This is a genomic window from Streptomyces sp. NPDC056527 (assembly GCF_042794475.1).
Taxonomy (GTDB): Bacteria; Actinomycetota; Actinomycetes; order Streptomycetales; family Streptomycetaceae; genus Streptomyces.
This window is the reverse complement of sequence record NZ_JBHTTQ010000007.1, coordinates 1-12,805: the sequence shown is the minus strand read 5'-3', so window position 1 is coordinate 12,805 and position 12,805 is coordinate 1. Positions and strand designations below refer to the sequence as shown.

Sequence of the window (12,805 nt, the reverse complement as noted above, 5' to 3'; positions counted from 1 at the left end):
GGGATCACGGAACCACTATAACTGGTTACATGACCGCACTCCATTGGAAGCTCGTGATCGACGCCGCCGACCCGCACGCCCAGGCCGCGTTCTGGGCCGGCGCCCTCGGCTATCTGGAGGAGGACAACAGCGCCCACATCAAGCGCCTTCTCGACCTCGGCGCGCTCCCGCCCGACCTGACCGTCACCGTCTCCGGCCGTCTCGCCTTCCGCGATCTGATCGCCGTACGCCACCCGGACGACCCCTACGAGGAGGCGACCGGCATCGGCCACGGCCGCCGGATCCTCTTCCAGCGCGTCCCGGAGAAGAAGACCGTCAAGAACCGCCTCCACCTGGACGTCCACGCGGCCCAGGGCACCCGGGACTCGGAGGTCGAGCGCCTGGAGTCCCTGGGCGCCTCGGTCCACCGCAGGGTGGAGGAGCCGGCGGGCACCTGGGTGGTCATGCAGGACCCGGAGGGCAACGAGTTCTGCGTGCAATGAGCGTCAGGAGCGGCGCACCTCGAACTGGAAGCAGCCGTACTCGACGGCCCTGACGTGCACGAGCTCCACCCGGGGGTCGGCGAACGCCTCCGCGAAGGCCTTGTCGAAGCCCTCGGTCGCCTCGGCCGGGATCTCCAGGAGCCGGCCGCCGACGATCCGCCCCTCGGAGTCGTAGCGGCGCAGGGTGCGCAGAGCGCCGGGGCGGTCGAAGGGGTACGCCTCCGGGCCCGCCTCCGGCCCGGCGCACTCCTCGGCATGGATGAAGACCGGCCCCTGCTCGTCGTACGCCCCGGGTTCCGCCCCCGTCCCGGCGGCCCAGCGCCGCAGCGGGGCGTACGAGACGAGCGCGATCCTCTCCCCCTCCGAGAAGGGCCGCAGACAGCAGCGCAGCGGACTCCCGCCCTCGGTGGCGGTGTACGGGACACAGGGCTGCCCGGCGTCGTCCACGGCCCGGAGTTCGGCGAGGGCGGCGGGCTCGATGGGGCGTGCGGTGTAAGTGGTCATGGGCCCAGCCTCACGCGCCCGCACGGGACGCGCTGGCGGCATTCGGACGCCGCGTTCCGGGTGAGGGCGTCCCCGCGTGGTGATCCGGCTCACAGAAGCGCGGATCCCGCTCGCGGATGTCACACCCGTCGGTCGCGCGGTGTCTCAAGGGCGAAGGGCGGACACCGAGAAGCGGAGGAGACACCATGACCAGGAACACGAAGGTCGTCGTGATCGGCGGCGGATACTCCGGCGTGATGGCGGCCAATCGACTGACCCGGCGCGACGACGTGACCGTGACGCTGATCAACCCGCGCGCCGCCTTCGTCGAACGGATCCGGCTGCACCAGCTGGTGGGCGGGTCCGACGACGCCGTCGTCGAGTACCGCAAGGTCCTGGCCGAGGGCGTCGGTCTGGTCGTCGACAGCGTGACCCGGATCGACGCGGCCGAGCGCAGCCTGGCCCTGGGGAGCGGCGGCACGGTCGACTACGACTACCTCGTCTACGCGGTGGGCAGCGGCAGCGCCGACCCGCACGTGCCCGGAGCCGCCGAGTTCGCCTACCCGATCGCCGCTCTGGAGGAGGCCGAGCGGCTGCGGTCGGCCGTCGAGGCCGCGCCCGTATCGGCCGCGGTGACCGTCGTCGGAGGCGGTCCGAGCGGCATCGAGACCGCCGCCGAGCTGGCGGAGACGGGCCGCACGGTGACCCTGGTGTGCGGCGAGGTCCTCGGTCCGTATCTGCACCCTCGGGGCCGGCGCTCGGTCGCCGGGCGGATGACCGAACTCGGTGTGACCGTGATCGAGGGCCCCGAGGCGAAGGTGACGGCGGTGACGCGCGACGCCGTGCTGCTCGCCGACGGCCGCGAGCTGCCGAGCCGCGTGACCATCTGGGCCGCCGGGTTCGGCGTGCCGGACCTGGCGGTCCGCAGCGGGCTGAGCACCGACGCCCTGGGCCGCCTGCGCACGGACGAGACCCTGACGAGCGTGGACGACGAACGCATCGTCGCCGCCGGCGACTCGGCGGCCCCGTCGGACCTGCCGTTCCGGATGGGCTGCCAGTCCGCGGTCCAACTGGGCCCGCAGGCAGCCGAGACCGTGCTCAGCCGGATCGCGGGTGAGCGGCCCGCGCCCATCGACGTGGGTTTCGCCGGCCAGTGCATCAGCCTGGGGCGCCGCTTCGGCGTCTTCCAGGTCTCCCACAGGGACGACACCCCGAAGAAGCTCCACCTCGGCGGGCGCCCGGGCGCCAAGCTCAAGGAGCTCATCTGCAGGAGCACCGTCTGGCAGCTGGGGTACGAGGCGCGCAAGCCCGGTGTGCGCACCTGGTGGGCCAAGGACGACACGCGCCGGGAGAAGCTGACCCGCGTCGCGTCCGAGACCCCGCTCACCCTGCGGTGAACACCGTCGCGCGGGCGATCCGGCCTGAACCCTGTTGACCTCAACCGCGGTTGAGCTCCTACGGTCGTCCGGACGAAGGGAGTTCGACCATGACGACATTGGTGACGGGTGCCACGGGGAACACCGGGCGGCACGTGGTGGCGGAGCTGGTCCGCCGAGGAGAGCGGGTACGGGCACTGACACGGGCCCCGGCCGGCGCCGCGGGACGGTTACCGGCCGGGGTGGAGCTGGCGGCCGGCACGCACACGGCGCCGGAGGGTTTGGACGCCGCCCTCGACGGCGTCAGCCGTCTGCACATCACGGTGACGGCGGGCCTCGCCGAGGTCGGTCCCGAGTTGGTGCGGCGGGCGGTGGGCGCCGGGGTGCGGCGCATCACCGTGCTGTGGGGCGGTTTCGTGGGCCCGGTCGAGAAGGCGGTGGCCGACTCGGGTGTGGAGTGGACGCGCCTGGAACCGCAGGAGTTCATGTCCAACACGCTGACCTGGATCGACTCGATCCGGGCCGAGGGGATCGTCCGCGAGCCGTACGACTTCCCCAGCGCGCTCGTCCACGAGGCCGACATCGCGGCGGTCGCCGCGGCCGCGCTGCTCGACGACGGCCATCACGAGCGCGCCTACAACCTCACCGGGCCGGAGGCGCTGACCCCGCGCGAGCGGATCGCCGTCCTGTCCCGGGCGACCCGCCGTGACATCGGCTTCGTCCCGATCACCCACGAACAGGCCGTCGACAGGCTGCTGGCCACCGGCGTGCCCCGGGCGGACGCCGAGTACGTCGTCGGGTGGTACGCCGCCGCCGCCGAGGACTCCACGACCGTCGTGGACACCGTGGAGCGGGTCACCGGTCGCCCGGCGCGCACGTTCGCCCAATGGGCGGCCGAGCACGCGGACCGCTTCTAGGGCCTTCGGACGCCGGACTCGTCGTCGAAAGGCCCGGTCGTCGGGACCGTCCGATGAGCGAACGCCCCTGACCGGTTTCCGCTCTTGACGGCGAGTCACCTCCGCATTGAACATTCAGCACGCACAGACGTACGTCGCACAATCGCACCATGCACAGCTCCAGCGCCTCGTGGCTCCCAAGCCGCGGGGCGTCTCGCACGTTTCCGTCCCATCCCCGTTCGGAATCCGGAGCCCCCACATGAAGTTCTCCGTGCCCAGACGCGCCGCCGCGCTCTCCGCCGTCGCCGCGCTCGCGCTCGCCGGGTTCACCGGCGCCTCCGCGAACGCGGCCCCCTCGGCGGTCGCCGCGCCCGACATCCCGCTCGCCAACGTCAAGCAGCACCTCACCGACCTCCAGTCGATCGCCTCCGCCAACGGCGGCAACCGCGCCCACGGCCGTACCGGCTACAAGGCGTCCATCGACTTCGTGAAGGCCAAGCTGGACGCGGCCGGATACACCACCACCGTCCAGCAGTTCACCTCCAGCGGAGCCACCGGCTACAACCTGATAGCCGACTGGCCGGGCGGTGACCCGAACCAGGTCCTCATGGCCGGAGCGCACCTCGACTCCGTCACCTCCGGCGCCGGCATCAACGACAACGGCTCCGGTTCCGCCGCCGTCCTCGAGACCGCGCTCGCGGTCTCCCGGGCGGGATTCCAGCCCACGAAGCACCTCCGCTTCGGCTGGTGGGGCGCGGAGGAGCTCGGGCTCGTCGGCTCGAAGTACTACGTGAACAACCTGCCGACGGCCGAACGCTCCAAGGTCACCGGCTACCTGAACTTCGACATGATCGGCTCGCCGAACCCGGGCTACTTCGTCTACGACGACGACCCGACGATCGAGCAGACCTTCAAGGACTACTTCGCCGGCCTCGGCGTGCCCACCGAGATCGAGACCGAGGGCGACGGCCGCTCCGACCACGCCTCGTTCAAGAACGTCGGCATCCCCGTCGGCGGTCTGTTCACCGGCGCCAGCCGGGTGAAGTCCAGCGCCCAGGTGCAGAAGTGGGGCGGTACGGCCACGGCCTTCGACCGCTGCTACCACTCCTCCTGCGACTCGACGTCGAACATCAACGACACCGCCCTCGACCGCAACAGCGACGCCGTCGCCCACGCGATCTGGACGCTGTCGGCCGGTACGACCACCCCGCCGCCCGGCAAGGTCTTCGAGAACACGGCGGACGTGTCGATCCCGGACAACGGCGCCGCGGTGACCTCCACCGTCGATGTCACCGGCATCACCGGCAACGCGCCCTCCACCCTCAAGGTGGACGTGAACATCGTCCACACCTACCGCGGTGACCTCGTCGTCGACCTCGTCGCCCCCGACGGGTCCGTCTACAACGTGCACAACCGGTCCGGCGGCAGCGCCGACAACCTCGTCCAGACCTACACCGTGAACGCCTCCTCGGAGGTCGCCAACGGGGCCTGGAAGCTGCGGGTCCAGGACCGGGCCGCGCAGGACACGGGCTACATCAACAGCTTCAAGCTGACGTTCCCGTAACGGCAGAACTCCCGGGTGGGTCGGTGACCATCGCCCCCGACCCGCCCGGGGTCCCAACGCGCCTTACTTCGCGGCGTTCGCCGCGTCCACCAGCGCGTCCTTCGTGACCGCGCCGGCGTACACCTTGCCGTCGTCCGTCATCAGCACGTTGACGATCTTCGTCTTGAAGACCGTGCCCGAACCGAACTTCCCGGTGACCTTGTCCCCGAGGGCGTCCAGGAAGCCCTGGACCTCCTTCGGAGCCTCGTCCGTCTTCGGGGCGGGGGCGCCGGTGTCGAACGTCGCGATCGAGGTCCAGCCCTCGCCGATCACGTTCGGCCCCTCGCCGCCGCCGAGGTCCCCCAGGCCGCCGAACTGCTTCCCGAACTCCTTCCCGAAGTCCTCGGGGGCCTTCTCGTTCTCCGGCCCGCCCTCCGTCACCTTGGCGCCCTTCGGCGCCTTGAAGTCGAACGTCGACGCCGCCGGCTTGCCGAAGTCGACCTTCGTGAAGCCCGCGTCCACCACCGGCTTGCCGCCGTCGACCGAGGAGAGGGTGAACTTCAGCGGGGTGCCGTTCTGCGCGTCCACCGCGACCTTCACCGACTCGACCATCGAGCCGCTCTGCTTCGGCTTGATGACGAGCTGGTACGCGTCCCGGCCGGCCACCTTCGCCGTGCCGCCGACCGTGATCGACGTGGTGCCGTCCGCGGCCTTCAGGATCTCGTCGGCGAGCTCCTTCGGCGTGGCCGGAAGCTCCTTCTCCGGCGCCTTGTCGGCCCCGTCCGCCTTCTCGTGGAAGACCTCGTTCGACTTGCTGTCGTAGCCCCACACGTCGTCGCCGTTGTGGATGAGGCTGTACTCGTCCGAGCCGTCCAGGATCGTCAGCTTCTGCCGGTCCGGGCCGTCGGCGGCCACGCGCAGCGTGTGCGTGCCCGAGACGAGCTGCGTCAGCTTCTCCTGCGGGTCGGCGGAAGCGGAGCCCGAGCCGCCGCCGAGGGAGCCGGCCAGGCCCGCCACCGACGGCAGGCCCAGGTCGGTGCTCACCTTGAACGTGCCGGACAGCGTCTGCGTCTCCGACGCCGCGATCTTCTCGATCAGCTGCTGGGCCGTGATCTCCGGCAGGTCCGGGTCACCGGACGCCGCGAGAGCCGGTACGAGCCCGATGGTCGCAGCGGCCACTCCGGCCACCGCGACCGGGACGATGTAGCGGCTCGCCTTACGGTTGTCTGCCATGGTCTGTCCCTACCTCCGTGGTCGATGACTCCATCTGACCAAAGACGGAAGGCCGAATCGTCAGCCCCCGGGCGCAACCTGGCGTACTGCTGAGGGATGACCCGACCCTGAGACGCCCTAGCCCGCGCGGTGGACCACCGCGTCGCAGAGTTCCTGCAGAGCCGACTTGGCGTACCCCTCGGGCAGCGGGGCCAGCATCGCCCGCGCCTCCTCGGCGTAGCGCACGGTGTCCCGGCGGGCCTGCTCCAGGGCGGGGTGGACGCGCAGCCGTCGCAGGGCCTCCGCGTGGCGTGCGTCGTCGCTGAGGTCGCTGTCGACGAGCTCGACCAGCTCCACGTCCTCCTGGCGCCCGTGGGCCGCCGCGGCGGCGCGCAGGTGGAGCACCGGCAGGGTCGGGATGCCCTCGCGCAGGTCCGTGCCGGGGGTCTTGCCGGACTCGTGGGAGTCGGAGGCGATGTCGAGGACGTCGTCGGCGAGCTGGAAGGCGACGCCGAGGCGCTCGCCGTACTGGGTGAGGATGTCGACGACGCCCTCGTCCGCGCCGGACATCATCGCGCCGAAGCGGCAGGAGACGGCGACGAGCGAGCCGGTCTTGCCGCCGAGGACGTCGAGGTAGTGGTCGACGGGGTCACGGTCGCCCTGCGGGCCCGCGGTCTCCAGGATCTGGCCGGTGACCAGACGTTCGAACGCCTCCGACTGGATGCGTACGGCCTCGGGTCCGAGGTCCGCCAGCGTGTGCGAGGCACGGGCGAAGAGGAAGTCACCCGTCAGGACGGCGATCGAGTTGCCCCATCGGGTGTTCGCCGAGTCGACGCCGCGTCGCACGTCCGCCTCGTCCATGACGTCGTCGTGGTAGAGCGTGGCGAGGTGGGTGAGCTCGACGACGACGGCCGAGGGCACGACACCCGGCGCGTACGGGTCACCGAACTGGGCGGCGAGCATCACGAGCAGCGGCCTGAAGCGCTTGCCGCCTGCCAGGACGAGATGCTGCGCGGCCTCCGTGATGAAGGGGATCTCGCTCTTGGTGGCGTCGAGGAGCCCTGCCTCCACGGCCGCCAATCCGGTCTGGACATCGGCCTCAAGAGCCTGGTCCCGCACGCTAAGACCGAACGGCCCGACGACGGTCACGAGGGGGTCTCCTGTCTGCTGACGCCTGCTGACGATCACACGGATTGTCGATGTGTCGCTCGATTCACTCAAGTCAGCGTATCCGGTCGCCTTTCGATCACCATGGGCGCCTTCCCGCCACCCCCGGTATGTTCGTGATCAGCTCATACGATCAGGAGTAGGCGCTTTGTCCCGAACAGTGATCGATTCCGACACGAACGGCGAGCTGCCGCCGCCCGAAGACGATCATGCCTTCTTCGGCCGGCCGAAGGGTCTCCTCACCCTCGGGCCCGGAGGTCCGGGAGCGATTCTCCTTCCTCGGGACGCAGTCGATCCTCGCCCTCCCCTTCGCCGACACCGTCGCGAACGAAGGCCCCGGCGTGGATCCCGGCACGGCCGCCTCCGTCGGGCCGCGTACGGCCCCCTGGTCCATCCGGTGCCCGTCGCCGCCGGCCGGCCCGCCGACCGCATCCTCGGCTCCCACCGGGCCGCGCTGCGGGGCGGCATCCTGATCGCCTTCGGCCACTACTCCACGGCGATCGGCATACGCTCCTTCGCCGGCCCGCCGACCGACAAGGCTGCCACCGGGCCTTGTCGGCCGCCGCCGTCGGCACGACCTTCGGCCTCCTCCAGTACGTCCTCGGCATCCGTCACCTGGCCGGGCGCAAGCACTCGGCCGAGTTCGCGCTCGCCCCCGACGCCATCCGCCGGGCGATCCGGCCGATCGTCCTCGGCACGATCGCCGGTCCCCGGCTGCGCCGCACCACGCACCCCGTCCACTGAGGTTGGTCCGCCATGCGCATCCGTACCGAGTTCCCGTACGAGACGACCCACGAAGATGTCCGGATCCCGCTCCCCGACGGGACGAAGCTCTACGCCCGGATCTGGCGGCCGGTCACCGACGAGCCCGTCCCGGCCCTCCTGGAGTACCTGCCGTACCGCCTGACCGACTGGACGGCGCCCCGCGACCGGCAGCGCCACCCCTGGTACGCCGGGCACGGCTACGCCTCGGTACGCGTCGACCTGCGCGGGCACGGGAACAGCGAGGGGCTGCCGGGCGACGAGTACGACCCCGTCGAGCTGGCCGACGGCGTGGCGGTGGTGAACTGGCTCGCCGAGCAGCCCTGGTGCACGGGGAAGGTCGGCATGTTCGGCATCTCCTGGGGCGGCTTCAACTCGCTCCAGATCGCCGCGCTCGCCCCCGAACCGCTGAAGGCGATCGTCACCGTCTGCTCGACCGACGACCGGTACGACAACGACGTCCACTACATGGGCGGCTCCGTCCTCGCCGTGGACATGCACTCCTGGGCGGCCACCCTGCTCGCCTTCGCCTCCCGGCCGCCGGACCCGCTGTACGTGGGCGAGGAATGGCGCGAGATGTGGCTGCGGCGCCTGGAGGCGGTGGCCCCTCCCATCCACACCTGGCTCGCCCACCAGACCCGTGACGCCTACTGGAGGCACGGCAGCGTCTGCGAGGACTACGGGGCGGTCCGGGCGGCCGTCCTGGCCGTGGGCGGCTGGCACGACGCGTACAGGGACACCGTGCTGCGGTTGGTGGAGCACCTTCCCCAGGACCGGGTGCGCGGGATCATCGGGCCCTGGTCGCACCAGTACCCGGACCGCGATCTGCCGCCGGGCCCGGCGATCGGCTTCCTCCAGGAGACCCTGCGCTGGTGGGACCACCACCTCAAGGGCGCGGACAACGACGTGATGGCGGAGCCGCTGCTGCGTTCCTGGATCAGCGAGTCCCACCCGCCGGCCACCGTCTACGCGGAGCTGCCGGGCCGCTGGGTCTCTGACCCCGACTGGCCGTCCCCGAACGTCACCCCCGTGACGTACGCCTTCCAGGGCGAGCCGGTGCTCGTCGACTCCCCCCAGCAGACCGGACTGGACGCGGGACGCTTCTTCCCCTTCGGCAACGAGGCCGACCTGCCGCCCGACCAGCGCGACGAGGACGCCCATTCGGCCTGCTTCGACTTCGCGGTCCCGGAGGACGGCACTCCGATCGAGATCCTGGGCCGGCCCCGGGTGAGCCTGTCGCTGCGCGCCGGCGCGCCGACGGGTCAGGTGATCGCCCGCCTCTGCGACATCGCCCCGGACGGCGCCTCGACGCTCGTCACACGGGGCGCGCTGAACCTCTCCGCCCGCTACGGCCGCGACCGCGCGGTGGAGGCGCAGCTCGGCGAGGCGGAGGACCACGTCTTCGAGCTGAACGGCATCGGCCACACCTTCCCGCCCGGCCACCGGGTCCGCCTCGCGGTCTCCTCCGCGTACTGGCCGTGGATCTGGCCCCAGCCCGACGCGGCGGGGTTCACGCTCGACCCGGCCGCCTCGAACCTGACGCTCCCGGTCCGCCGGCACACGGACGACGCGGTGGAGTGGGACGAGCCGGAACAGTCCGAACCGCTGGGGGTCGCCATCCCCGCGACCCTGGAGGAACCCCGCCCGGAACGGCTGGTGGTGCGGGACGTGGCCAAGGGCGAGTGGAGGCTGGAGGTCGACCCCCGGTACGGCGGCACACGGGTCTATCCGGACGGCCTGGAATTCACCGAGGATGCCCTGGAGACGTACACGATCACCGAGAACGATCCCCTGTCCGCCCGTACCCGCTCGGACTGGTCGATCCGGCTGCACCGCCCGGAGTCGGCGTGGAACGTCACGGTCGACTCGCGTTCGGAGATCTCCTGCGACGCGGACGTATTCGTCACGTCGAACGAGGTGGTGTGCAAAGAGGGCGGGGAGGTTCTCTTCCACCGGACCTGGGAGAAACGGATTCCGCGGACGGCGGGATGAGCGGGAATGGAAAGGGGCTCGCATTCCGAAACGGAATGCGAGCCCCTTATGACACCAGATGTCAGGCGTCGGCGCCGGCCTTACGGCGACGGACGACGAACATCGCACCGGCACCGAGCGCGACGGCCGCGGCGCCCGCGAGGGCGATCTGCGGAACGGCGTCGTTCGAACCGGTCTTGGCGAGCGAACCGTTGGTTCCACCGTTCACCGGGGTGGTGGAGGTGCCGCCCTGCTGGGTGGTGTTGCTGTTGCCGGGCTTGCCCTTGGCGTCGTCCACCTTGCCCGGGTTGCTGCCCTTGGCCAGGATGGCGAACTCGTAGTACTCCAGGTCCGGAGTGCCACCGCAGGACTCGTCGTCGTTCCAGTAGTCACCGGCGACGAACGCGGCGCCCTGGCCGGCCGGGGTCTTCGCGTCGAGCTTCAGCCGCAGCTTCACGTCGGTGGAGGACTTCGCGTTCAGCGAGCCCACGAACAGGCTCTCGCCCGGGTCGACGTCCTGCCACTTCGGGTTGGCCGCGGTGGACCACTCGAGGTCGAGGTACTTGTCGAGCTCCTTGAGGCCCTTCTCGTCGAAGGCGTGGACGGCGGCGTACGGGTACACCTCGTCCATCTTCTTGTCGGTGCCGTTGGTGACGCGCAGCGTGAAGTTCACGGTGGTGCCGGCGACGACCTTCTCGGGCAGGCCCTGGACGACGGTGGTGAACTTCGCCTCCGGGACGCACTCCTCGCCCGGCTCCTCACCCTCCTCCGCCTCGGCGTCGGCGAGCGCCTTCTTGGCGGCGTCGAGGGTCTTGAGGGCCTCCTTCTTGGCCGTGAGGGCCTCGCCGGTCTTCCTCAGGAGGGCGACGCGCTCGTCCTCGATGTCCTTGCTCGCCTTGGTGACGTTCGCGTCGGCGGTCGTCTTCGCCGTGGCGGCGGCCTCGGCCTTGGCCTTCGCCTCGTCGAGGGCCGTCTGCGCGGCGGCCTTCTCCTCGTCGGTGGTGGCGGCGTCCAGCTTGGCCTGGGCGTCCACGACGCCCTGGTCGGCCGTCGTCTTGTCGGTGGCGGCCTGCTCCGCGGCCTTCTTCGCCCCGGTCAGCGCGACCTGAAGCGGGTGGTCGGCCTTGTCGAGCTCGTCGATGACCTTCTGGGACTTGTCGTACGCGATCACGGCGATGTCGTACGCCGTCTGCGCGGCGGTGACCGCCTGCTTCAGCTGGTCGATCGACGGCTGCTCGTCCTGCGTCTGGGCCGGCGCGGCCGGCTTCGTGTCGGCGAACGCCGGGGCGGCCGAGAGGAAGACGACGGGCGTCGTCACGGCAGCGGCCACGGCCGTCGCGAGAATGCGGCGAATCTTCAAGGCGGACCTTTTCTGGTCGAACGAAGATGAAAGAAAGGGGAGTCGCGCCTGCGGAGACCTCACGCGGCACGACGTTGCCGAGATCGTATGACCCGAATAAGGCTTGGGAAAAGCAGGAATTGAACGCGCTCAGTCACACAGCGGCTCCACAGGAGGCATAAATCCCGCGAACATGGACAGTTGTGCACGGAGGCCTCACTTTCTGTGTGACCCATGTCATCCGCGCCGAGCGGCCCGCCCCGTAACGTGTCCCCCACACCCGTGGAAAGCGAGGCAAGCACCGATGCCCGAGCAGTCCCCGCTCGACCTCGCCGAAGGCGATCCCTTCGGCCCGCACAACCTTCCGTACGGCGTCTTCTCCACCGCCGACGAGCCCGACCGGCGGAGGGTCGGCGTCCGCATCGGCGGTCATGTCCTCGACGCGGGAGCCGCGGCGCACGCCCTCGGGTCCCCCTACGCCGCGCTGCTCGCGCAGCCCAGCCTCAACCCGCTGCTGGCCGCCGGCCGGACCGCCTGGCGCGACGTACGCCGCGCGCTGACCGCCTGGGTGACCGTGCCCGCGCACCGGCCGGACATAGAGCCCCTGCTGCACCCGCTGGACGCGGTCACGATGCACCTGCCGTACGAGGTCGCGGACTACGTCGACTTCTACGCGAGCGAGCACCACGCCACCAACGTCGGCCACATCTTCCGCCCGGACGGCGACGCGCTCACGCCGAACTGGAAGCATCTGCCGATCGGCTACCACGGTCGCGCGGGCACGGTCGTGGTCTCCGGCACCGACGTCGTACGCCCCTCCGGCCAGCGCAAGGCACCGACGGACCCGGCGCCCGTCTTCGGCCCGTCGGTGAAGCTGGACATCGAGGCGGAGGTCGGCTTCGTCGTCGGCACCCCCTCCACGCACGGCACGCCGGTCCCGCTCGGCGACTTCCGCGACCACGTCTTCGGGCTCACGCTCCTCAACGACTGGTCGGCGCGGGACATCCAGGCCTGGGAGTACGTGCCGCTCGGCCCGTTCCTCGGCAAGTCGTTCGCGACGTCCGTCTCGGCGTGGGTGACCCCGCTGGAGGCCCTGGACGCGGCCCGCACCGCTCCGCCGGCCCGGGACTTCGACCTGCTGCCGTACCTGGACGACTCCGCCGACGAGGAGCTCGGCGGCTTCGACCTGCGGATCACGGTCGAGATCAACGGCGAGGTGGTCTCGGAGCCGCCGTTCGCCACGATGTACTGGACGGCCGCCCAGCAGCTCGCCCACATGACGGTCAACGGAGCGTCGCTGCGGACCGGTGACCTGTACGGCTCCGGCACGGTCTCGGGCCCCGAGGTGCACCAGCGCGGCTCGCTGCTGGAGCTGACGTGGAACGGCCGTGACGCACTCGAACTCCCCACCGGGAAGCGGACGTTCCTGGAGGACGGCGACGTCGTCACGCTCACCGCGTGGGCGCCGGGTCCGGACGGCACGCAGGTCGCGCTCGGCGAGGTGACCGGCCGGATCGTTCCGGCGCCGTAGCCCCGTACAGACGTCAGGGCCCGGCCCCCGCGCGAGCGGGGAC

10 protein-coding genes and 1 pseudogene are annotated in these 12,805 nt (G+C 70.9%); 7 read left to right on the top strand and 4 right to left on the bottom strand.

Features of this window, described 5'->3' with window-relative positions:
- Window positions 1–29: 29 nt before the first annotated feature.
- Window positions 30–482 carry a VOC family protein gene (locus ACFQ7Q_RS05835; protein WP_383550411.1) on the top strand — a complete coding sequence of 151 codons (453 nt, stop codon included), beginning with the start codon at window positions 30–32 and terminating at the stop codon, window positions 480–482.
- A 3-nt stretch (window positions 483–485) separates the two neighbouring features.
- On the opposite strand, the gene ACFQ7Q_RS05830 is transcribed toward ACFQ7Q_RS05835, so the two are convergent.
- Complete coding sequence (locus ACFQ7Q_RS05830) at window positions 486–986, bottom strand: DUF1203 domain-containing protein (protein WP_383550409.1); 501 nt, start codon at window positions 984–986, stop codon at window positions 486–488.
- Window positions 987–1,171: 185 nt separating this feature from the next.
- Between ACFQ7Q_RS05830 and ACFQ7Q_RS05825 the strand changes: the two genes are divergently transcribed.
- The 3 genes from ACFQ7Q_RS05825 (at window position 1,172) to ACFQ7Q_RS05815 (ending at window position 4,801) form a co-directional block, all read left to right on the top strand.
- Window positions 1,172–2,362: an NAD(P)/FAD-dependent oxidoreductase gene (locus ACFQ7Q_RS05825; RefSeq protein ID WP_383550407.1), complete on the top strand. Its 1,191-nt coding sequence runs from the start codon at window positions 1,172–1,174 to the stop codon at window positions 2,360–2,362.
- A gap of 89 nt (window positions 2,363–2,451) precedes the next feature.
- A complete protein-coding gene (locus tag ACFQ7Q_RS05820) occupies window positions 2,452–3,258 on the top strand; it encodes an NmrA family NAD(P)-binding protein (RefSeq protein ID WP_383550405.1) in 807 nt (268 codons plus the stop codon).
- A 238-nt stretch (window positions 3,259–3,496) separates the two neighbouring features.
- The gene (locus tag ACFQ7Q_RS05815) at window positions 3,497–4,801 is read left to right on the top strand and encodes a M28 family metallopeptidase (RefSeq protein ID WP_383550403.1); all 1,305 of its coding nucleotides are present in this window, start codon (window positions 3,497–3,499) and stop codon (window positions 4,799–4,801) included.
- 63 nt (window positions 4,802–4,864) lie between these two features.
- Here the strand turns inward: ACFQ7Q_RS05815 and ACFQ7Q_RS05810 are convergent, their stop codons facing one another.
- Both ACFQ7Q_RS05810 and ACFQ7Q_RS05805 read right to left on the bottom strand, forming a co-directional pair.
- Window positions 4,865–6,013, bottom strand: coding sequence for an outer membrane lipoprotein carrier protein LolA (locus ACFQ7Q_RS05810; protein ID WP_383550401.1), 1,149 nt, complete (start codon window positions 6,011–6,013; stop codon window positions 4,865–4,867).
- 117 nt (window positions 6,014–6,130) lie between these two features.
- Window positions 6,131–7,141, bottom strand: a complete 1,011-nt coding sequence (locus ACFQ7Q_RS05805) for a polyprenyl synthetase family protein (protein ID WP_383550399.1) — start codon at window positions 7,139–7,141, stop codon at window positions 6,131–6,133.
- A 178-nt stretch (window positions 7,142–7,319) separates the two neighbouring features.
- On the opposite strand from ACFQ7Q_RS05805, the pseudogene ACFQ7Q_RS05800 reads away from it, so the two are divergent.
- Window positions 7,320–7,861: pseudogene (locus ACFQ7Q_RS05800) on the top strand (MFS transporter); the annotation flags it as partial.
- Window positions 7,862–7,915: 54 nt separating this feature from the next.
- A complete protein-coding gene (locus tag ACFQ7Q_RS05795) occupies window positions 7,916–9,913 on the top strand; it encodes a CocE/NonD family hydrolase (RefSeq protein ID WP_383550397.1) in 1,998 nt (665 codons plus the stop codon).
- Between the two features lie 61 nt (window positions 9,914–9,974).
- On the opposite strand, the gene ACFQ7Q_RS05790 is transcribed toward ACFQ7Q_RS05795, so the two are convergent.
- Window positions 9,975–11,222: an LPXTG cell wall anchor domain-containing protein gene (locus ACFQ7Q_RS05790; RefSeq protein WP_383550395.1), complete on the bottom strand. Its 1,248-nt coding sequence runs from the start codon at window positions 11,220–11,222 to the stop codon at window positions 9,975–9,977.
- A 313-nt stretch (window positions 11,223–11,535) separates the two neighbouring features.
- Between ACFQ7Q_RS05790 and fahA the strand changes: the two genes are divergently transcribed.
- Complete coding sequence (fahA, locus tag ACFQ7Q_RS05785) at window positions 11,536–12,762, top strand: fumarylacetoacetase (RefSeq protein ID WP_383550393.1); 1,227 nt, start codon at window positions 11,536–11,538, stop codon at window positions 12,760–12,762.
- Window positions 12,763–12,805 lie beyond the last annotated feature (43 nt).